General features: G+C 59.9%; 20 protein-coding genes. 8 read left to right on the forward strand and 12 right to left on the reverse strand.

The features are described 5' to 3' along the window. Positions 1-206 precede the first annotated feature (206 nt). Genes AACY52_RS18835 through AACY52_RS18845 form a run of 3 tightly spaced genes read right to left on the reverse strand, consistent with a single transcriptional unit; the run spans position 207 to position 3,171 of the window. Complete coding sequence (locus tag AACY52_RS18835; protein ID WP_339415313.1) at positions 207-503, reverse strand: winged helix-turn-helix domain-containing protein; 297 nt, start codon at positions 501-503, stop codon at positions 207-209. A 19-nt stretch (positions 504-522) separates the two neighbouring features. Next, positions 523-1,023: a M48 family metallopeptidase gene (locus AACY52_RS18840; RefSeq protein ID WP_065871892.1), complete on the reverse strand. Its 501-nt coding sequence runs from the start codon at positions 1,021-1,023 to the stop codon at positions 523-525. A 42-nt stretch (positions 1,024-1,065) separates the two neighbouring features. Next, on the reverse strand, positions 1,066-3,171 hold the full coding sequence (locus tag AACY52_RS18845) for an EAL domain-containing protein (RefSeq protein ID WP_339415312.1): 2,106 nt from the start codon (positions 3,169-3,171) through the stop codon (positions 1,066-1,068). A 310-nt stretch (positions 3,172-3,481) separates the two neighbouring features. On the opposite strand from AACY52_RS18845, the gene AACY52_RS18850 reads away from it, so the two are divergent. Together AACY52_RS18850 and AACY52_RS18855 are read left to right on the forward strand one after the other, a co-directional pair. Then, positions 3,482-4,147, forward strand: a complete 666-nt coding sequence (locus AACY52_RS18850; RefSeq protein WP_339415311.1) for a polysaccharide lyase family 7 protein — start codon at positions 3,482-3,484, stop codon at positions 4,145-4,147. Between the two features lie 100 nt (positions 4,148-4,247). Further along, a complete protein-coding gene (locus tag AACY52_RS18855; RefSeq protein WP_339415458.1) occupies positions 4,248-4,538 on the forward strand; it encodes a fructose-bisphosphate aldolase in 291 nt (96 codons plus the stop codon). Positions 4,539-4,594: 56 nt separating this feature from the next. On the opposite strand, the gene fba is transcribed toward AACY52_RS18855, so the two are convergent. The 6 genes from fba to tkt form a co-directional block, all read right to left on the reverse strand. Continuing rightward, positions 4,595-5,659, reverse strand: coding sequence for a class II fructose-bisphosphate aldolase (gene fba, locus AACY52_RS18860; RefSeq protein WP_076953202.1), 1,065 nt, complete (start codon positions 5,657-5,659; stop codon positions 4,595-4,597). 251 nt (positions 5,660-5,910) lie between these two features. Then, entirely contained in the window at positions 5,911-6,243 is a 333-nt protein-coding gene (locus AACY52_RS18865) for an MliC family protein (RefSeq protein WP_339415310.1), read from the reverse strand. 27 nt (positions 6,244-6,270) lie between these two features. Next, on the reverse strand, positions 6,271-6,498 hold the full coding sequence (locus AACY52_RS18870; protein ID WP_339415309.1) for a hypothetical protein: 228 nt from the start codon (positions 6,496-6,498) through the stop codon (positions 6,271-6,273). Between the two features lie 29 nt (positions 6,499-6,527). Further along, positions 6,528-7,691, reverse strand: a complete 1,164-nt coding sequence (locus tag AACY52_RS18875) for a phosphoglycerate kinase (RefSeq protein WP_339415308.1) — start codon at positions 7,689-7,691, stop codon at positions 6,528-6,530. Positions 7,692-7,708: 17 nt separating this feature from the next. Further along, entirely contained in the window at positions 7,709-8,764 is a 1,056-nt protein-coding gene (epd, locus tag AACY52_RS18880; RefSeq protein ID WP_339415307.1) for an erythrose-4-phosphate dehydrogenase, read from the reverse strand. A 143-nt stretch (positions 8,765-8,907) separates the two neighbouring features. Continuing rightward, positions 8,908-10,905 carry a transketolase gene (gene tkt / locus AACY52_RS18885; RefSeq protein ID WP_339455968.1) on the reverse strand — a complete coding sequence of 666 codons (1,998 nt, stop codon included), beginning with the start codon at positions 10,903-10,905 and terminating at the stop codon, positions 8,908-8,910. Between the two features lie 259 nt (positions 10,906-11,164). On the opposite strand from tkt, the gene AACY52_RS18890 reads away from it, so the two are divergent. The 5 genes from AACY52_RS18890 to AACY52_RS18910 all read left to right on the forward strand — a co-directional run bounded on the left by AACY52_RS18890 (position 11,165) and on the right by AACY52_RS18910 (position 16,137). After that, a complete protein-coding gene (locus AACY52_RS18890; RefSeq protein WP_339415305.1) occupies positions 11,165-12,160 on the forward strand; it encodes a metalloregulator ArsR/SmtB family transcription factor in 996 nt (331 codons plus the stop codon). Positions 12,161-12,178: 18 nt separating this feature from the next. Next, positions 12,179-13,369 (forward strand): methionine adenosyltransferase, encoded by a 1,191-nt coding sequence (metK, locus tag AACY52_RS18895; RefSeq protein ID WP_049711157.1) that lies wholly within the window; start codon positions 12,179-12,181, stop codon positions 13,367-13,369. 222 nt (positions 13,370-13,591) lie between these two features. Beyond that, on the forward strand, positions 13,592-13,942 hold the full coding sequence (locus AACY52_RS18900) for a hypothetical protein (protein WP_339560698.1): 351 nt from the start codon (positions 13,592-13,594) through the stop codon (positions 13,940-13,942). 95 nt (positions 13,943-14,037) lie between these two features. Beyond that, positions 14,038-15,702: an NAD-dependent DNA ligase LigB gene (gene ligB / locus AACY52_RS18905; protein WP_339560699.1), complete on the forward strand. Its 1,665-nt coding sequence runs from the start codon at positions 14,038-14,040 to the stop codon at positions 15,700-15,702. 39 nt (positions 15,703-15,741) lie between these two features. Further along, positions 15,742-16,137 carry a DUF1090 domain-containing protein gene (locus AACY52_RS18910; protein WP_339415303.1) on the forward strand — a complete coding sequence of 132 codons (396 nt, stop codon included), beginning with the start codon at positions 15,742-15,744 and terminating at the stop codon, positions 16,135-16,137. A gap of 6 nt (positions 16,138-16,143) precedes the next feature. Here the strand turns inward: AACY52_RS18910 and AACY52_RS18915 are convergent, their stop codons facing one another. Next, positions 16,144-16,593 (reverse strand): cytochrome c, encoded by a 450-nt coding sequence (locus tag AACY52_RS18915; protein WP_339415302.1) that lies wholly within the window; start codon positions 16,591-16,593, stop codon positions 16,144-16,146. A gap of 129 nt (positions 16,594-16,722) precedes the next feature. Here AACY52_RS18915 and AACY52_RS18920 point away from each other — a divergent pair, with 129 nt between their 5' ends. Beyond that, positions 16,723-17,907, forward strand: coding sequence for a murein transglycosylase A (locus AACY52_RS18920; protein WP_339560700.1), 1,185 nt, complete (start codon positions 16,723-16,725; stop codon positions 17,905-17,907). Between the two features lie 60 nt (positions 17,908-17,967). Here the strand turns inward: AACY52_RS18920 and AACY52_RS18925 are convergent, their stop codons facing one another. Both AACY52_RS18925 and AACY52_RS18930 read right to left on the reverse strand, forming a co-directional pair. Further along, positions 17,968-18,354, reverse strand: coding sequence for an MAPEG family protein (locus AACY52_RS18925; RefSeq protein WP_339415300.1), 387 nt, complete (start codon positions 18,352-18,354; stop codon positions 17,968-17,970). Between the two features lie 131 nt (positions 18,355-18,485). Beyond that, positions 18,486-19,373, reverse strand: coding sequence for a formate/nitrite transporter family protein (locus AACY52_RS18930; protein ID WP_339415299.1), 888 nt, complete (start codon positions 19,371-19,373; stop codon positions 18,486-18,488). Between the last annotated feature and the right edge of the window lie 53 nt (positions 19,374-19,426).

Below are 19,426 nucleotides of genomic sequence, written 5' to 3' on the forward strand. Positions count from 1 at the left end.
CCACTCGGGTGCTGACACACCAGTGCTGGCTACGGCCTTTGCCCCGCACGCGTTCTATAACCTTACGATGAACCAGTTTGATGCGCGACAGCGCTACGTCGAAGATGTAGTGGGGCCTCCCACATTTGACCGGTTACTACCTTTGGAATGCGGTCGAATGTGTGCGGGCTTGCTCGCGAAGGCGTCAGCCCAGACAGCGCCGACCTTCAGGGATACCCCAACACCTGCTTGATCACCGCCAGATTCTCCTCGATCCAAACCCGATCAATCGCCCCCCAGCTGCGAATCCGATAGTGCCCCGCATGATTGCGCGCACCGTCCTCCTGCTCGAACTCACACACGATATCCAGGTCGGCCAACGCCGCAATCGTATCCTGCGCCGTGCGCCGGGGCATGCCGGTGGTGTCGGTCAGCGCCGGGACGTTGCTCGCCTGCCCACTGTCGATCAGGTAGGCCACATACAGGCGGCGGTAAAAGCTGCTCTTGGTCTTGCTCACATCCATCGTCGGTCGCCTTGTGCGGTCAGGGTTTGCCCTGCAGGTCGCGGTACGTGAGGTAGACCCGCAGGTCGAATTCCACCTGGTGGTAGCCCGGCATCATGTACTCACAGAGTTTGTAGAACGCCTTGTTGTGGTCCGATTCCTTGAAGTGGGCCAGTTCGTGTACCACGATCATGCGCAGGAACTCTGGCGCGGCCTCCTTGAACAGCGCAGCAATGCGGATCTCTTTCTTGGATTTCAAATTGCCGCCCTGCACCCGCGAGATCGTGGTGTGCAGGCCGAGAGCGCGATGAGTCAGGTCCAGGCGGTTATCGAACAACACTTTGTCGATGGCCGGCGCATTACGCAGGTGTTCCTGCTTCAAGGCCAACGCGTAGGCGTACAGGGCCTTGTCGCTCTGCACGGCGTGGCGTTCAGGGTAACGTTGCTCCAAGTAAGCACCCAGCTGGTCCTTGGCGATCAGCTGGCGCACTTGCTCTTGGAGAGCGGTGGGATAAGCCTGGAGGTACTTCAGCGCGGTCATGGGGTCTGCAACAGGGTTCGGATGGGCGCCAGTGTAGCGAATTCAGCGCACGCGGGCGCGCGACCAGTTGGCGACTTCCTCGGCCATCAATGGCTGCGCCGCCAATGGGCCCTGGATAAACGCGCACCCATTGGCCCTGAGCCATTGAGCCTGTTCTTGGGTTTCTACGCCTTCGGCGATCACCAGCACATCGAAATGCCCGCATAGCTCGATAATGCTACGGGCCATCACCGCATCCCGTGCGGAGCCCGGCAAGCGAGCGACCAATTGCGGGTCGAGCTTGAGGGTGTCGAACGCTAAATCGCGAAGATGCGCCAGGGAACAGTTGCCTAAACCAAAATCGTCCAGCGCAGTGCGCACACCGAGCTGGCGCAGCAACTTCAGTTGCTTGGTCGACTCTTCCAGGTTACTCATCAGGCTTTCTTCGCTGATTTCCACCTCCAGCTGGCGCCCCTGCAACCCATGTCGATCGAGTACCTGCTGCAGTTGGGTCGCCAGGTTGGGCATATTGAACTGGTTACTGCTCAGGCTCACGCTCAGCACCAGCTCATCATCAAAGCTGGCTTGCCATGCCTGACGCTGGGCGGCGACCTGCTGGTAAATCCAGGCGCTCAGTTGGCTGATCAACCGCGCTTCTTCCAGCAACGGCAAGAACAACCCAGGCGGCACATCGCCAACACTCGGATGCTGCCAGCGCAACAGTGCTTCGACACCGCGCAAACGCCCGTCATCCAGGGACACCTGAGGCTGATACACCAAGATGAAATCCTTGTTGTGTATCGCCGTGCGCACGCTGTCTTCCAGCATCAGGCGCGAACGGGCGCGGCCGTTCATTTCCTGGTCGTAATAGCGATACTGCTGACGGCCCGCACGCTTGGCCTCGTACATGGCGATGTCGGCGGCGCGCATCAGGCCATTCAAGTCCGAGCCGCAATCCGGGAAAGTAGCGATACCAATACTGACGCCGAGCATCACGTCCAGGCCGTCCACCTGATGGCAGATCGACACGCGCTCGATCAGTTTTTCCGCAATCTTCGCCGCCTGTTCTGGGAATTCCAACTCCAGCAGCGCGGTGAATTCATCGCCGCCCATGCGCCCGAGAATGTCGTAGGAGCGCAGGCAACGCTGCAATTGCTCCGACACCCAACGCAGTACCCGGTCGCCTGCGTCATGCCCCAGGGAGTCGTTGACCCGTTTGAAGCCATCCAGGTCCAGGTACAGCAACACCAGGGCCTGGTCAGTTCGCTCGCTGCGCAGCAGGGTGTTCTCCACTGCCTGGTGGAAACCGCGCCGGTTCAGCAGCCCGGTCAACGGATCCGTAACGGCCTGGAACTCCAGTTGCTGATGCAGGTGGCGAACCTCGGACATGTCCAGCACCGTCACTACCATCGCCTTCTGCTCGGCGGGCAACGGCGCGCAAGACAACGCAACCGGCACCTGCTGGCCACGATTGGTACGCAGGAGCGCATCGTGCAGGCGCCAGGTGTCACTCTGGCGGTAAGCGGCATACATCAGCGAGTCCGGCCAGGTCGGCACATGAGGTTTTTGCAGGAACCCCAGGAACTCCTGGCCCTGCAGTTCGTCCATCGTGGCATTGAGCAAGCGTGATATCGCCGGGTTGGCGTACTCGATCACGCCCTCCTCACTCACCACAAGGATGCCTTCGGCGGCGTTATCCAACACCGAGGCATTAAAGGCGCGAGCGGACTCCAAATCATGACTCAGGCGCTGCAAGGCCCGGCGATTGCGCTGATGCTCCAGCAACGCCTGGACCTTGGGCTTGAGCATATGCGGGTCGAAGGGTTTGAACAGGTAATCGATGGCGCCACTGGCGTAGCCCTCCAGCACTGCGGCGGGAGATTGGGCGTTGGCACTGAGGAAGATGATCGGCGTCATCTGCGTACGCTGGCTGCCGCGCATCAGGCGGGCCACTTCAAAGCCATCCATGCCGGGCATCATCACATCCAGCAACACCAGGTCGACTTCGTGCGCCAGCAACAACTCCAAGGCCTCTAAGCCGGAGCTCGCAGTGACGACCTTCCAATCGTCACGCTGTAAAAGTGCACGCATGCTGATCAGGTTTTCCGGATAGTCATCGACCACCAAGAGAACTGAATTGCCATCGCCGTGGTGTGGAGCGCATTCCATGCTACGAATCTTCCTTAGGAGCTGCTCCGGTCACTTCTGGGAAAAAACCCGGACAAACAATGAGGACTCACTCTATCCTCGGTTCCGAAAAATCAGAAGTAACAGCAGTGCCATCATTGCGCCAATTTTCAGGAAGCCGACTAACGGTCAGTGTCTGGAGCCCGCGGGTCATGGGAGACATGGCTTTTTGACGCTTGGTTGACGCCAATAAATCGCCAAAAATATTTAACAAGACGGTTAACACCACCTATAAAGAACTTGTCTGGCCCAAGGGCCATAGCCTACACCTCTCTGTAAAAAGGCCTACGCCATGATTGACCTTTCCACCTGGAACCTCAGCATTCCTGTCGGCTCCCCGCCTGCCACCATCGAAACCTCCAAACTGATGAGCGGATTCAAGGACCAATATTTCCAGGCCGAAGGCAGCAGCGTGCAATTCTGGACACCCGTGACCGGTACCCGCACCGAAAACGCCGTTTACCCGCGCAGCGAATTGCGCGAAACCTACGCCGACGGGCGCCTGCGCAACTGGACCTATCCGGATGCGGACAACTTTCTGCGCGCCACCCTGGCCGTCAATCAGGTACCGTCCACCGGCAAGATAGTGATCGGGCAGATCCATGCCTATGACAGCCAGAAACCGCTGATCAAGCTGGAGTACCAATTCAAGGAAAAAACCCAGACCGGCAACATCGTCGCCAAGGTGCGCATGCGCCCGGATGACGGTGAAAGTCGGGTGATTACCGTCGCGTCGAATGTGCCGCTGGAGAAGAGCTTTACCTATGTGATCAACCTCAACAAAGCCGGGCTGCTAAGTGTGTATGCGGCGGATGGAGAGTGGAATGAACGCATTGGTGCGGCGTGGGGGTCAAAGCCGTTGTACTTCAAGGCTGGGGCGTACGTGCAGGACAACAGTGGGAATACCAAGGAAGGCGCGCGGGTGACGTTTGCTAAATTGGATATTGATCACGAGTAAGCATCGACTCCTGTCTTGTAGGCCTAGTCCTAACGAGCCCACAGATCATTCGCACTCTTGAATACGCCAACGATTCGTGTGGGAGCCGGGCTTGCCCGCGATGACGGTGTATCAGCCGGCATCCTCAGAGACTGACACGCCGCCATCGCGGGCAGCCTTGCTCTTAATCGACAGCGACGCCCCGTTGCGGGACCGCCATTCCTGCTTGCGAGAATGTCTCAACGCCGTCCTCGAACACCTCAACCTGATGGCCTGCTCCAGCCTGCAGGACGTTGGCAAACGCGACCTGAACAACGTAGCCAATACGGCGCGCATTCTGGTGCAGGACGTGAGTGATGTATTCCGGGTGATCGAGCACCGAAGCTTCGATACAGCTGACGCCGCTTTATAAAGTCCATCCGAAAAAAAGCCCGCATCGCTGCGGGCTTCTTTTTAAATGCCTAAGGCTTAATTCACCTTAGCGTTCAACTCACCTTTCAAATACCGCTGATACATCGCCTCCAACGAAACCGGCTTGATCTTCGAAGCATTACCCGCCGTACCAAACGCTTCATAACGCGCGATACACACATCACGCATGGCGGTCACGGTGGCGCCGAAGAATTTACGTGGGTCGAACTCGCTCGGGTTGGTCGCCATCAAACGACGCATTGCGCCGGTGGAGGCCAGGCGCAGGTCGGTGTCGATGTTGACCTTGCGCACGCCGTACTTGATGCCTTCGACGATCTCTTCAACCGGCACGCCGTAGGTTTCTTTAATGTCGCCGCCGTACTGGTTGATGATCGCCAGCCACTCTTGCGGGACCGAGGACGAACCGTGCATCACCAGGTGGGTGTTGGGGATGCGTTTGTGGATTTCTTTGATGCGGTCGATGGCCAGTACGTCGCCGGTCGGTGGCTTGGTGAACTTGTAGGCGCCGTGGCTGGTGCCGATGGCGATGGCCAGGGCGTCAACTTGGGTCTTCTTCACGAAGTCGGCGGCTTCTTCAGGGTCGGTCAGCATTTGGCTATGATCCAGCACGCCTTCAGCGCCGATGCCGTCTTCTTCGCCGGCCATGCCGGTTTCCAGGGAACCCAGGCAACCCAGTTCGCCTTCAACCGACACGCCGCAGGCGTGGGCCATGGCCACGGTTTGTTGGGTCACGCGTACGTTGTAGTCGTAGTCGGTTGGGGTCTTGCCGTCTTCGCCGAGGGAGCCGTCCATCATCACCGAGCTGAAGCCCAGTTGGATCGAGCGCTGGCACACGTCAGGGCTGGTGCCGTGGTCCTGGTGCATGCACACCGGGATGTGCGGGAATTCTTCGATCGCGGCGAGGATCAGGTGACGCAGGAACGGTGCACCGGCGTATTTGCGCGCACCGGCGGAAGCCTGGACGATAACGGGGGAGTCGGTCTTGTCAGCGGCTTCCATGATGGCGCGCATCTGCTCAAGGTTGTTGACGTTAAAGGCTGGGACGCCGTAGCCGAACTCGGCTGCGTGGTCCAGCATTTGACGCATGCTGATAAGTGCCATTGTGTTGTCTCTCCCGGTCGAGGGTCGTTAATCGTGCAAGCCTGCCGTAGCGGCGGCTGCTATTCAAGTTATTGCCGGTCAGGTTTTGTAGGCCTGGCCTGCTGAATCGTTATTGCAGTGTCAGGTTCGCAACTTATGTCACTTTGGAACCGGATTTACTGTGGGAGCGGGCTTGCTCGCGAAAGCGGTGTGTCAGCTAACACATGCATTACAGACCCACCGGCTCCCACATTTGATTTTCATTGATCTCACTATTGGGCCTTGCAGCCGCGCCCAATCAAATCATCCGTGGCGACCCAGTAAACCAGGCCTTCCTCACCTTTTGTGTGAAACGCCAATTGGTCGTTGGCATACAGCACGCCCGAGGCGGCCACGTCCTGTTTGAGGCGGTAGATCTGGGCGGAACCGCCAAGGCGAACATCCACCTCGGATTTAGCCGGGTTGGCAAAGCGCCAGTTGACCTCGGCCTTGCTGTCGCAGGTCCAGGTGGTCCACTTATCGGCAGTTTCTGCCTTGTTAAACATGTCCATGCTACTGCAGCCGGCCAACAAGGCCAGGGCTGCCAGGGCGAAAGCGCTTTTCATTGCCAATCCTCAAGTTGATCAGACCCGTCAAGGGCAACCCTGTTCCTGACCGTTGGGCGCGGAGTCGTATTGCTCCAGCCGCTCGTTGCCAATTCGCTTGTTAATCACCGGCATGGTCTCGGCTTGCCAGTCAGCCTGGTAGCAGCTTTTTTTCGGCTGCGCTCCAGGCTTTCCAGGCTCAGGCGCCGTGCTTGGCGTGCTACCGCAGCCGACCAGCAGGCCCGCTGCGATCACCAACGCCAATGACTTGATCATGGGAATACTCCTTTTCCGGATCACGCGCCTTAACCTTTGGCTCGGGTTTCCAACACTTCAACGGCAGGCAGCACTTTGCCTTCGACGAATTCAAGGAATGCGCCGCCACCGGTAGAAATGTAGGAGATCTGATCAGCAACGCCATATTTATCGATGGCGGCCAGGGTGTCGCCGCCGCCAGCGATGGAAAATGCCGAGCTTTCGGCGATGGCCTTGGCCAGCACTTGGGTGCCGTTGCCGAACTGGTCGAATTCGAACACGCCAACCGGACCGTTCCACAGGATGGTCTGCGAAGCCTTCAGCAACTCAGCGAAATTGGCTGCAGTTTGCGGGCCGATGTCCAGGATCATATCGTCGTCGGCTACATCGGCGATGAGCTTGACGGTGGCTTCGGCGCTTTCAGCAAACTCCTTGGCAACCACCACGTCGACCGGCAATGGCACGCTGACTTTGGCGGCAATGGCGCGGGCGGTGTCGAGCAGGTCCGGCTCGTACAGGGACTTGCCCACCGGGTGACCGGCAGCGGCCAGGAAGGTGTTGGCAATACCGCCGCCGACGATCAACTGGTTGCAGATGGCGCTGAGGCTGTTGAGCACGTCCAGTTTGGTGGACACCTTGGAGCCCGCCACGATGGCGGCCATCGGTTGCGCCGGAGCCCCCAGCGCCTTGCCCAGTGCATCCAGTTCGGCAGCCAGCAACGGGCCAGCAGCGGCGACCTTGGCGAACTTGGCCACGCCGTGGGTCGAGCCTTCAGCGCGGTGGGCAGTGCCGAACGCGTCCATCACGAACACGTCGCACAGCGCAGCGTATTGCTGGGCCAGTTCGTCGCTGTTCTTTTTCTCGCCTTTGTTGAAGCGCACGTTTTCGAACAGTACGATGTCGCCGGCTTTAACGTCGATGCCACCCAGGTAGTCAGCCACCAGCGGTACGTCGCGGCCCAGGGCCTTGCTCAGGTAATCGGCGACAGGCTTGAGGCTGTTTTCGGCGGAGAACTCACCTTCGGTCGGGCGACCCAGGTGGGAGCAGACCATCACGGCCGCGCCTTTTTCCAGGGCCAGCTTGATGGTCGGCAGCGAGGCCAGGATTCGCGCATCGCTGGTGACAACACCGTCCTTGACTGGGACGTTGAGGTCTTCGCGAATCAGTACGCGCTTACCTTGCAGATCGAGGTCGGTCATCTTCAACACGGTCATGGGTCGCAGTTCCTGAATTACTGTTGAGGTTGTTTGGAAGCTATTTGCAGATAGTGCTCTGCAACGTCGAGCATTCGGTTGGCAAAACCCCATTCGTTGTCGAACCAGGCCAGGATGTTTACCAGCCTGGGGCCGGAAACGCGGGTCTGGCTGGCATCGACAATCGCCGAATGCGGGTCATGATTGAAATCACAACTGGCGTGGGGCAACTCGGTGTAGGCCAACAAACCTTTGAGCGGACCGCTGGTGGCGGCGTCGCGCAGGATTCGGTTGACCTGCGTCGCATCGGTGTCGCTGACGGTCTGCATCGTGATATCCAGACAGGACACGTTCACCGTCGGCACCCGTACGGCTTTGGCCTGGATTCGCCCGGCAAGTTCCGGTAGCAGTCGCTCGATTCCGCGCGCCAGGCCTGTAGACACCGGAATCACTGATTGAAACGCCGAACGCGTGCGGCGCAAGTCTTCGTGATGATAGGCGTCGATCACAGGCTGGTCGTTCATCGCCGAGTGAATCGTGGTGATCGACACGTAATCCAGGCCAATCGCCTGATCCAGCAGGCGCAACAGCGGCACGCTGCAGTTGGTGGTGCAGGAGGCGTTGGACACCAGCAACTCGGCGCCGGTCAGGCAATCCTGGTTGATGCCGTAGACGATGGTGGCATCCACGTCCGCCTCACTGGCCATCGGCTGGGAAAACAGTACACGCGGTGCGCCGGCGTCGATAAAACGCTGGCCGTCGGCGCGGGTGTGATAGACACCGGAGCATTCCAGCACCAGGTCGACGCCCAGCGCTTTCCAGTCGATACCTTCGGGGGTGGCACTGCGCAAGACTTGCACGCAGCTACCATTAATATGCAGACAGTCGCCCTCAACCCGCACTTCGCCGGGGAACCGGCCGTGGGTGGAGTCAAAGCGTGTCAGGTATTCGATGCTGGCCATGTCGGCCAGATCATTGATCGCGACAATTTCAAACCCGGCTGCCGCCCCTCGCTCGAACAGCGCACGCAAGACGCAACGACCAATGCGGCCGTAGCCGTTGAGTGCAACTTTGTAGGGACGCGGTTGGGGCATGGGGTTCTCGATTACCGTGGGTAATGGGGTGAATGTGCCGCCGCCTTCGCGAGCAAGCCCGCTCCCACATTAGATTGCACTCCAATGTGGGAGCGGGCTTGCTCGCGAAGAAGAGGTCAGTACAGCCACCTCAATCTACAGCCTTAGTCTTCCAGCAGCTCTTCAGCCTGACCCAGGATGTTTTCCAGGGTAAAGCCAAACTCTTCGAACAATGCTGGCGCCGGCGCCGACTCACCGTAGGTGGTCATGCCGATCACGCGGCCTTCCAGGCCCACGTATTTGTACCAGTAGTCGGCGTGCGCCGCTTCGATAGCGATACGCGCGCTGACCTGCAACGGCAATACCGACTGCTTGTAGCCCGCGTCCTGGGCTTCGAACACGCTGGTGCACGGCATGGACACGACGCGTACGTTGCGGCCTTGCTCGGTCAGCTTGTCGTAGGCCTGAACGGTCAGGCCCACTTCGGAACCAGTGGAGATCAGGATCAGCTCCGGCTCGCCAATGCAGTCCTTGAGCACGTAGCCACCACGGCTGATGTCGGCGATCTGCGCGTCGGTACGCACTTGGTGCTGCAGGTTCTGACGCGAGAAGATCAGCGCCGAAGGGCCGTCCTTACGCTCGATCGCGTGCTTCCAGGCCACGGCGGATTCGACGGCGTCGGCTGGGCGCCAGCAATCCAGGTTCGGCGTGGTGCGCAGGCTGGTCAGTTGCTCGACCGGCTGGTGCGTCGGGCCGTCTTCGCCCAGGCCGATGGAGTCATGGGTGTACACATGGATCACACGCTTCTTCATCAGCGCTGCCATACGTACGGCGTTGCGCGCGTACTCCATGAACATCAGGAAGGTCGCGCCGTAAGGCACCAGGCCGCCGTGCAGGGACACGCCGTTCATGATGGCGCTCATGCCGAACTCGCGCACGCCGTAGTACATATAGTTGCCGCTGGCGTCTTCAGCCGAGACACCTTTGCAGCCTTTCCACAGGGTCAGGTTGGAACCGGCCAGGTCAGCCGAACCGCCGAGGAACTCAGGCAGCAGCGGGCCAAAGGCGTTGAGGGTGTTCTGGCTGGCTTTACGGCTGGCGATGGTCTCGCCCTTGGCCGCAACTTCGGCGATGTAGGCCGAGGCTTTTTCCGAGAAGTCGGCAGGCAGGTCGCCAGCGAGGCGACGAACCAGCTCATTGGCCAGCTCTGGGAATTCGGCAGAGTAGGCAGCGAAACGCTGGTCCCATTCGGCTTCGGCGGCCAGGCCTTTTTCCTTGGCATCCCATTCGGCGTAAATGTCGGCCGGGATGTCGAACGGGCCGTGGTTCCACTTCAGCGCCTCACGGGTCAGGGCGATTTCCGCGTCACCCAGTGGGGCGCCGTGGCAGTCTTCTTTACCTTGCTTGTTCGGCGAACCGAAGCCGATGGTGGTCTTGCAGCAGATCAGGGTCGGCTGCGCGCTCTTGCGAGCGGTGTCGATGGCAGTCTTGATCTCTTCCGGATCGTGGCCGTCGACATTGCGGATCACCTGCCAGTTGTAGGCTTCGAAACGCTTAGGGGTGTCATCGGTGAACCAGCCTTCGACTTCGCCGTCGATGGAGATACCGTTGTCATCGTAGAAAGCGATCAGCTTGCCCAGGCCCAGGGTACCGGCCAGGGAAGCGACTTCGTGGGAAATGCCTTCCATCATGCAGCCATCACCCAGGAACACGTAGGTGTGGTGATCAACGATGTCGTGACCAGGGCGGTTGAATTGCGCGCCCAGGACTTTTTCAGCCAGTGCGAAACCTACGGCATTGGCCAGGCCTTGGCCCAGGGGACCGGTGGTGGTTTCGACGCCTGGGGTGTAGCCGAACTCCGGGTGGCCCGGGGTGCGGCTGTGCAACTGGCGGAAGCTTTTCAGATCGTCGATGGTGACGTCGTAGCCGGTCAGGTGCAGCAGCGAGTAGATCAGCATCGAGCCATGGCCGTTGGACAGCACGAAGCGGTCACGGTCGGCGAACGACGGGTTGCTCGGGTTGTGTTTCAGGTAATCACGCCAAAGTACCTCGGCGATATCCGCCATGCCCATCGGGGCACCGGGATGGCCGCTGTTGGCTTTTTGCACGGCATCCATGCTGAGGGCACGAATGGCGTTGGCACGCTCACGACGGCTGGGCATCGCTGATCTCCTGAGGTTTGAATATAAAGAAACGGAAAAAAGGACCGGCATTTTCCCTCAGCCACCGCTTGCGGGCAATGACAGATAGTCACTTGGGCGGTTTTTCCTGTGCTTTGGACGCCAATCCCCTGCATAAACCTTTAACCGGTTCGTCTAAAGGTTATAGCGGCTGCTTGTAACCACCACTTATCGACCAATATCAAAACTTTTTGATATTGGCCTTGCGGGGTTATCCAGCCATCACTAGACTGCTGGCCTTATGAATCTACCGATGCCCTCACTGCGCCCCGACGACGGCGATGAACTGGCAGCCTTGTGCAAGGCCGCCGGCGATCCTCTGCGTTTGAATGTATTGCGCGCGCTGACCAACGATTCCTTTGGCGTACTGGAACTGGCGCAGATCTTCGCCATTGGCCAGTCCGGCATGAGTCACCACTTGAAGGTATTGGCCCAAGCCGACCTGGTAGCCACCCGCCGCGAAGGCAATGCGATTTTCTACCGCCGCGCCCTGCCCCACACCGAACTGCTCGGTGGCAAGCTGCACGCCGCCCTGCTTGAAGAAGTGGACAGCCTGGAGCTGCCGGGGGATGTGCAGTCCCGCATCGGCCAGGTCCACGGGCAGCGGGCTGCCGCGAGCCAGGATTTTTTCGCACGGGTTGCCGACAAGTTTCGCGCCCAGCAAGACCTGATTGCCGGCCTTGCCCAATACCGCGACAGCGTACTGGCGCTGCTCGACAAGCTGAGCTTCAGTGATGAGGCCACAGCACTCGAAGTCGGCCCAGGCGATGGCGGTTTCCTGCCGGAACTGGCGCGGCGTTTTCACCAGGTCACGGCGCTGGACAACAGCCCGGCGATGCTCGAACTGGCGCGCCAGCTCTGCGAGCGCGAGGCACTGGGCAATGTCCGCCTGCAACTGGCTGATGCATTGAATAGCACAGCGATTAAAGCCGACTGCGTGGTGTTGAACATGGTCTTGCACCATTTCGCCGCCCCCGCCGACGCGCTCAAACAAATGGCCGGGTTGCTGCACCCCGGCGGTAGCCTATTGGTTACGGATTTATGCAGCCACAACCAGAATTGGGCCAGGGAGGCCTGCGGTGATCTCTGGTTGGGTTTTGAACAGGACGATCTGGCCCGTTGGGCCACCGCTGCGGGACTCGTTCCCGGGGAAAGCCTCTATGTAGGTTTACGTAATGGTTTCCAGATCCAGGTCCGCCATTTTCAGCGGCCGGCTGGCGACACTCACCATCGGTAAAATCAGGAAAACATCGAGATGAGCGAATACTCCCTTTTCACCTCCGAGTCCGTGTCTGAAGGGCATCCGGACAAAATCGCCGACCAGATTTCTGACGCGGTGCTGGACGCCATCATTGCTGAAGACAAGTTCGCCCGTGTGGCGTGCGAGACTCTGGTGAAAACCGGTGTAGCGATCATCGCTGGCGAAGTGACCACCACTGCCTGGGTTGACCTTGAGCAGATCGTTCGTGACGTGATCACCGACATCGGCTACAACAGCTCCGACGTCGGCTTCGACGGCGCGACGTGCGGCGTGATGAACATCATCGGCAAGCAGTCCCCGGACATCAACCAGGGTGTCGACCGTGCCAAGCCGGAAGACCAGGGCGCCGGCGACCAGGGCCTGATGTTCGGTTACGCCAGCAACGAAACCGACGTGCTGATGCCAGCACCGATCACCTTCTCGCACCAACTGGTGCAGCGCCAGGCCGAAGCGCGTAAATCCGGCCTGCTGCCTTGGTTGCGTCCGGATGCCAAGTCCCAGGTGACCTGCCGTTATGAGGGCGGCAAAGTCGTCGGTATCGACGCTGTGGTTCTGTCGACCCAGCACAACCCGGACGTGTCCTATGCTGACCTGCGCGAAGGCGTGATGGAGCTGATCGTCAAGCACGTGCTGCCTGCCGAACTGCTCAGCAAAGACACCCAGTTCCACATCAACCCGACTGGCCAGTTCATCATCGGTGGCCCGGTAGGCGACTGCGGCTTGACCGGTCGCAAGATCATCGTCGACAGCTACGGCGGCATGGCCCGTCACGGCGGTGGCGCGTTCTCGGGCAAAGACCCTTCCAAGGTTGACCGTTCGGCGGCCTACGCCGGTCGTTACGTGGCCAAGAACATCGTCGCTGCCGGCCTGGCCGAGCGTTGCGAGATCCAGGTTTCCTACGCTATCGGCGTGGCCCAGCCTACGTCGATCTCGCTGAATACCTTCGGCACCGGCAAGATCGGCGATGACAAGATCGTGAAACTGGTGCGTGAGATCTTCGACCTGCGCCCTTACGCGATCACCACCATGCTCGACCTGCTGCACCCGATGTACCAGGAAACCGCAGCCTACGGCCACTTCGGTCGTACCCCTGCGCAGAAGACTGTCGGCGACGACACCTTCACCACCTTCACCTGGGAAAAAACCGACCGCGCCAACGACCTGCGGACTGCCGCCGGCCTGTAATCGCTGCCGGTACACAAAAGCCCTGCCGGGTTTGCCCGGCGGGGCTTTTTATTGCGCGGCAACTCGCGCGATGACTTTCACATTTTTTGGATCCAAATCTTGAAGGCACAATGATGGCGCTCTAGAATCCGCGCCCTCTCGGGCCCCCTACCTTATTTGGATATTGCCCTGCGCCAGCCCGGGATAGACACGTGTGCAGGCAATCGAACATTGAGGTTTTTCATGCGCATCTCCACGCTCGCCCCTGCCGCTCTTCTGCTCAGCCTGTTCGCCCTGCCAGTAAACGCCGCCGACCTGAGCGCACTGAGTGGCGCCCTGGGCTCCCAACTGGGTGGCCGCAATTCCGGCGACTGCCAGAAGCAATCTGCAGACCTGCAAACCAAGATCGATGCCGCCGAAGCCCAAAAGGACAAGATGAAAGTGAAGGCTTTCAAAGCCGCGCAGGACCAGATCAACAAAGGTTGCAACAAACTCTCTGAAGCCCAAGCCAAAGCCGACGCCAAGCAGCAAAACCAAGAGGCCAAGGCCGATAAGCCCGACGCAGTGAAAGCCCTGGGCGGGCTGTTCAAGTAAATAGAAACACCCAGTAAAAAGCCTCGCACTGCCGGGGCTTTTTTGTGCCCGCGCGGATCATTTAGGCTGGGCACCCTTTCCGAGCAAGGATGCTCATGATGCGTTCATTATTTGCCCTTTTACTCAGCGCACTACCCTTCTGGGTGTGGGCCGAAGGCTGCCCGGACGAAGCCCGCTCGCAGGTCGACACCTTGGCCGAACAGATCCGCCAGTGGGATGACAGCTACCACCGGCTTGGCCAATCCCCGGTCTTTGATGAACTTTACGACCAGGCGCGCCAGCGATTGGCTCACTGGCGTCGGTGCTTTCCCGAGCCCACTGCGACGCCCGACAACCCTCTCGCGAGTTCACGCGGCACCCTGCCTCACCCCGTTGCCCATACCGGTCTGGAGAAACTGCTGGATGAACAGGCCGTCGGTCGCTGGCTGGGTAAGCGCGAGGATGTATGGATTCAACCCAAGGTAGACGGTGTTGCAGTGACTGTGGTGTATCGCCAGGGGCGCCTGAGTCAAGTCATCAGCCGAGGCGATGGCGTCAAGGGCCACGACTGGTCTGCCTCCGCGCGCAAAATCCCCAGCATTGTCCAGCAATTGCCAGAGCCCATCGACGTGGTGCTGCAAGGCGAACTTTATTGGCACCTCGACGACCATGTGCAATCGGCAAGCGGAGGGCTTAATGCCCGCAGCAAGGTGGCCGGGCTGATGAACCGCAAACGATTAAGCGACACCGACGCCGCCGGCATTGGTCTGTTCGTCTGGGCCTGGCCTGAGGGGCCGGCAGGGTTCAGCGAGCGCCTGGCCACGCTGGCAAGCTGGGGTTTCACCGATAGCCGGCGCTACAGCCAGCCCATCCGCGACACCAACGAAGCCACGCACTGGCGCGCCTATTGGTACAACCACCCTCTGCCGTTCGCCAGCGATGGGGTGGTGTTGCACCAGGCGCAGCGCGCACCCGCCGATCGCTGGCAGGCCAGCGCGCCCTACTGGGCGGTTGCCTGGAAGTACCCGGCGGCCAAGGCCTTGGCGCTGGTGCGTAACGTGCAATTCAAGATCGGCCGCACCGGGCGCGTGACCCCGATGCTGGCGTTGGAACCGGTGCGATTGGATGACCGGCAGATCAGCCGGGTAAGCGTGGGCTCATTGAAGCGTTGGCAAGCGCTGGATATCCGCCCCGGTGACCAGGTTTCGATCAGCCTGGCGGGCCAAGTCATTCCTCGGTTGGATGAGGTCATTCTGCGCAACATCACAAGGGCGGAGCTGCCAGTGCCCAACCCAGGAAAATTCCACGCGTTGAGCTGCTGGCAACTGGACCCCGGTTGTGAAGAACAATTGCTGGCACGCCTTACCTGGCTGAGTGGCAACGAGGGCCTCGCTTTGCCACACATCGGCCGCGAGACCTGGAACGTATTAATCCAGGCCGGTCTAATCGCAGGCTTTCTCGATTGGTTGACCCTGGATGCGGCAGAGCTTGCTAACATTGATGGCTTCGGTGATCGCAGCCGTGCGCGAGTGCTCAAAAGCCTTCACAGCGCGCGGCAACGGCCCTTCGCACAATGGCTCAAAGCCTTGGGTGTACCGCCTGCGGCACGTAACAACCTGGAAGGCGACTGGCAGACGCTGGTCGCCAGAGATACCCAAGCCTGGCTGGCCATCGACGGCATCGGCCCGGGCCGCGCAGCGCAATTGAGCGCCTTTTTCCGCGACCCGCAAGTACAGGCCTTGGCAGACACATTACGCGCGGCCGGCATCGACGGGTTTTAGACCCCAGCCGGCCACCAGATTGCGACCTTGGAGTCCCACATGAAATTTCTAGCACCGCTTGCCCTGTTGACCGTCGCAAGCTTCATGACCACTCCGCTACTGGCTGCGGAGGAAGCACCGCAGCTCACCGGCTGCGCCGCCAAGCGCCAAGCCATCAGCACCCAGATCGAACAGGCCAAGGCCCACGGCAACAGTGCGCAACAAGCCGGCCTGGAAAAAGCCCTGAGCGAAGTGACCGCCAACTGCACCGACGCATCCCTGAAAAAGGAGCGGGAAAACAAGGTGCTCGACGCCAAGCATGAGGTCAGCCGCCGTCAGGCCGATCTGGACAAGGCCATGAGAAAAGGCGACGCGGACAAGATCAACAAACGTAAGGACAAGCTCGCCGAATCCCGCAAGGAACTGCAGGATGCCGTGGAGGAGCTAGACCAGTAAAACCGATCAGTGGTCCCGGAACTGTTTATGGCAGGCGCTGCAGGCATCTTCAACTTTTTGCACAGCAGGCCCCAGGTTGCTCGCCTTGTAAGGCTGCACTTGGCTGGCGGTCACCAATTCACCGGTGGCCGCCTCAAGGCCGCGGGCCAATTGCTGGAATTGCGCCTGTTTCTGCCAGACATCGTCCTTGGCGCTGGTGTGATCTTCTTCGCGCACGCTCGGGAAATGCTTCCACGGCTCATGGGACAATGCATCCAGCTTGACCGCACCTTCGGCAAACTTAGCGCCGTCGAACGGGATGCGCCCACGCAACATGCCGCCCAGGTCTTCGCCGGTCTTGAGCATCTGCTTGAAGATCGCCTTGCGCTGGCCCAGCGGCGAATTCGGATCAACGCCGCCACAGGCGGACAGTGTCAGGCAGGCCAGCAGTACAACGGTCAGTCTTTTAAAAGTCATGGTGGCTTCGAGGTCGCGGGAAACGGCGGCCAGTATCCTCGCCCCGCCCGCAAAGACCAATAGCCCTATTATTAATAAGGGTTGCCCAAAAGCGCTGCGACGCGGGCAATCGCTTCAGGAATTGTTTGTATGAATGTCAGCTTGAAACCCTGGAGCCGCCGCCTGGCGTGGGCTCTACCGATGATCGCGCTGCTGGCCGGCTGCGACGCGGGCAAAGAAACAGCCAAGGATGAAACTTCCAAGCCTCACGCCGTCGCCACCTATGTCAGTGCGCCGTGGGAAGCCTTGCCGACAGTATCCGACAGCGACCTGCTGGCCGGTTTTGAATCCTGGCGCAGCGCCTGCCAACGCCTCAAGGCAGACCCGGTATGGGGCGCGACCTGTGCGGCAGCCGCCACGGTCCCGAGCAACGCAGTGGCAGTGCGCGGGTTTCTAAAAGAGCGCCTGGATGTGTTCGGCCTGCGCTCGGCCGACAACACCCCGAACGGTTTGATCACTGGCTACTACGAACCGGTCTACCCCGGCAGCCTGACCAAGACCGCCAAAGCCAACGTGCCGGTGTACGGCGTGCCGGACGACCTGATCATCGTCAACCTGGAAAGCATCTACCCCGAGCTCAAGGGCAAGCGCCTGCGCGGTCGTCTGGAAGGTCGCGTACTCAAGCCCTATGACGATGCCAGCGCCATCAACGGCCAGGGTTCAACCGCCAAACCGATTGCCTGGCTGACAGACCCGATGGACCTGCAATTCCTGCAAATCCAGGGCTCGGGCCGGATTCAACTGGCGGGCGGACGCCAACTTCGTGTCGGTTATGGCGACCAGAATGGCTACCCTTACCGCCCGATCGGTCGCTGGCTGCTGGAGCAAGGCGAGTTGAAGAAAGAAGACGTGACCATGGGTGCCATCAGCGCCTGGGCCAAGGCGCATCCGCAGCGTATTCCGGAACTGCTGGCGAGTAACCCGAGCTATGTGTTCTTCAGCGCCCGCCCCGATAGCAATGAAGGCCCGCGCGGCTCCTTGAACGTGCCGTTGACCCCTGGCTACAGCGTAGCAGTGGATCGCAAGGTGATTCCGTTGGGCACTCTGTTGTGGCTGTCGACCACCAAGCCGGATGGCTCGCCGATCACGAGACCCGTGGCCGCACAGGACACCGGCGGTGCAATCACCGGTGAAGTGCGCGCGGACCTGTTCTGGGGCACCGGCGATGCAGCCGGTGAACTGGCGGGCAATATGAAACAGCAAGGCCAGATCTGGATGCTGTGGCCCAAGGGCGCAGCGTTGCCGCAAGTGCCGGATACACCTGTCGGAAGCTGACAGACACTGAAGATGTGGGAGCGGATTTGCTCGCTCCCACAGGAGGATTCGCGTCAAACGTTAGATCGAGATAAAGAAGAAGCTCGCAATCAACGCCATGCCCACCGCCCACACCACCGAGCGCAGCATTGCCCAGTCCGCCAGATAGCAAATGATGTACAACAAGCGGCTGGTGATAAACAGCACGGCCAGCACGTTAATGGTCACCAATTCAGCCGTGCCGGCCAGGTGCGCGACAATGACCGCCGCCGCAAATGCCGGGGTGACTTCAAAGCTGTTGAGTTGTGCACTGTGGGCTCGCTTGGCAACCCCCTCGAGCGTCTCGAGGAATGCACGCGGGTCGTGATTGTGGCGCGGCCGAAACTTTCCGCCGCTGAACTTGGCCACGCCGGTACACAGGTAAGGCAGAAAAATTGCGATCAACACACACCAGAAAGCGACCGTCATGACTCATTCCTTTTTTAGTTTTAAACAGCGATTAGAGTTTTAGCACTAAAAACATCTGGCCGCACCCTACCGCTATGAACCGTAGCGCCTGGAAAGGTTCTACGTGACGAGCCCCAGGCTACGCCTGACGCTCACTGATCCTTGTTGATCTGCTGCGGATGCCTCGGGTCCGCAGCTTTCTTGCCCGCCAGGCTGCCTTCGCTGCGAATCTGCGCGTGACTGATCAGCGCAAAGATAAAGCTGCCACCAATGATGTTGCCGGCCAGGGTCGGCCCGGCAAACACCAACCAGAAATCCTTCCACGGCAACTCGCCTGCAAATACCAGATACGAGACCTCTGCCGAACCCACGACGATGTGAGTGAAGTCCCCCAGCGCCATGAGATAGGTGATCAGGATAATGATGAACATCTTGGCGCTTTCCATGGAGGGGATCATCCAGACCATGGTGGCGATCATCCAGCCGGAGATGATGCCCTTGGCAAACATCTGGCCGGCATCGTTTTCCATGACCTTGCGCCCAATGTCGAGGAAGGCCATGTCGGTCTTGGTGTCAAAGATCGGCAGGTGCAACATCACGTAAGCCACCAGCAAAGTGCCACACAGGTTGCCCACCAGCACCACGGTCCATAGCCTTAACAGGCGCCCCGCGTTGCCGAGGGTGGGCTTGCTCATCACGGGCAGCACAGCGGTCAGCGTGTTTTCGGTGAACAGTTGCTGGCGCGCCAAAATGACCGCCAGGAAGCCCGCGCAGTAGCCGAAGCTGGCAATAACCTTGAATCCTTCGCCGTCTGGCAGGCGCGAATTGAGTAGCCCCATCGCCATCAATGAAAGGCCCATTGTCAGGCCAGCAGCCAACGCCGACCACCACAACGCAGCCACATTGCGCTCCAGCTCCTGGTCGCCCTGAGTGCGGATGATTTCATGCAGCACCGCCGCACGGGGCGGTTGGTTTTTGTCGACGTCCTGTTGCTCTTCCTGCGACAGATTAGGGGTTTTGCCTGATTCGTCAGTGGCCATGATTATCCAGAGTCCAAGGGGTGCTTGTAGCTACGACACGCCGCCACAGTGGC

This window comes from Pseudomonas sp. EA_65y_Pfl1_P113 (genome assembly GCF_963970525.1).
Classification (GTDB): Bacteria; Pseudomonadota; Gammaproteobacteria; order Pseudomonadales; family Pseudomonadaceae; genus Aquipseudomonas; species Aquipseudomonas tritici.

Bases quoted from the DNA above. Each gene is read 5' to 3' on its own strand.
- metK (WP_049711157.1), top strand. From the start codon at position 12,179: ATGAGCGAATACTCCCTTTTCACCTCCGAGTCCGTGTCTGAAGGGCAT.
- AACY52_RS18925 (WP_339415300.1), bottom strand. From the start codon at position 18,354: ATGACGGTCGCTTTCTGGTGTGTGTTGATCGCAATTTTTCTGCCTTAC.
- fba (WP_076953202.1), bottom strand. From the start codon at position 5,659: ATGGCACTTATCAGCATGCGTCAAATGCTGGACCACGCAGCCGAGTTC.
- AACY52_RS18930 (WP_339415299.1), bottom strand. From the start codon at position 19,373: ATGGCCACTGACGAATCAGGCAAAACCCCTAATCTGTCGCAGGAAGAG.
- AACY52_RS18870 (WP_339415309.1), bottom strand. From the start codon at position 6,498: ATGATCAAGTCATTGGCGTTGGTGATCGCAGCGGGCCTGCTGGTCGGC.
- AACY52_RS18840 (WP_065871892.1), bottom strand. From the start codon at position 1,023: ATGACCGCGCTGAAGTACCTCCAGGCTTATCCCACCGCTCTCCAAGAG.
- AACY52_RS18875 (WP_339415308.1), bottom strand. From the start codon at position 7,691: ATGACCGTGTTGAAGATGACCGACCTCGATCTGCAAGGTAAGCGCGTA.
- ligB (WP_339560699.1), top strand. From the start codon at position 14,038: ATGATGCGTTCATTATTTGCCCTTTTACTCAGCGCACTACCCTTCTGG.
- AACY52_RS18845 (WP_339415312.1), bottom strand. From the start codon at position 3,171: ATGGAATGCGCTCCACACCACGGCGATGGCAATTCAGTTCTCTTGGTG.
- AACY52_RS18890 (WP_339415305.1), top strand. From the start codon at position 11,165: ATGAATCTACCGATGCCCTCACTGCGCCCCGACGACGGCGATGAACTG.
- AACY52_RS18865 (WP_339415310.1), bottom strand. From the start codon at position 6,243: ATGAAAAGCGCTTTCGCCCTGGCAGCCCTGGCCTTGTTGGCCGGCTGC.
- AACY52_RS18900 (WP_339560698.1), top strand. From the start codon at position 13,592: ATGCGCATCTCCACGCTCGCCCCTGCCGCTCTTCTGCTCAGCCTGTTC.
- AACY52_RS18915 (WP_339415302.1), bottom strand. From the start codon at position 16,593: ATGACTTTTAAAAGACTGACCGTTGTACTGCTGGCCTGCCTGACACTG.
- AACY52_RS18850 (WP_339415311.1), top strand. From the start codon at position 3,482: ATGATTGACCTTTCCACCTGGAACCTCAGCATTCCTGTCGGCTCCCCG.
- epd (WP_339415307.1), bottom strand. From the start codon at position 8,764: ATGCCCCAACCGCGTCCCTACAAAGTTGCACTCAACGGCTACGGCCGC.
- AACY52_RS18910 (WP_339415303.1), top strand. From the start codon at position 15,742: ATGAAATTTCTAGCACCGCTTGCCCTGTTGACCGTCGCAAGCTTCATG.
- AACY52_RS18835 (WP_339415313.1), bottom strand. From the start codon at position 503: ATGGATGTGAGCAAGACCAAGAGCAGCTTTTACCGCCGCCTGTATGTG.
- tkt (WP_339455968.1), bottom strand. From the start codon at position 10,905: ATGCCCAGCCGTCGTGAGCGTGCCAACGCCATTCGTGCCCTCAGCATG.
- AACY52_RS18855 (WP_339415458.1), top strand. From the start codon at position 4,248: ATGACGGTGTATCAGCCGGCATCCTCAGAGACTGACACGCCGCCATCG.
- AACY52_RS18920 (WP_339560700.1), top strand. From the start codon at position 16,723: ATGAATGTCAGCTTGAAACCCTGGAGCCGCCGCCTGGCGTGGGCTCTA.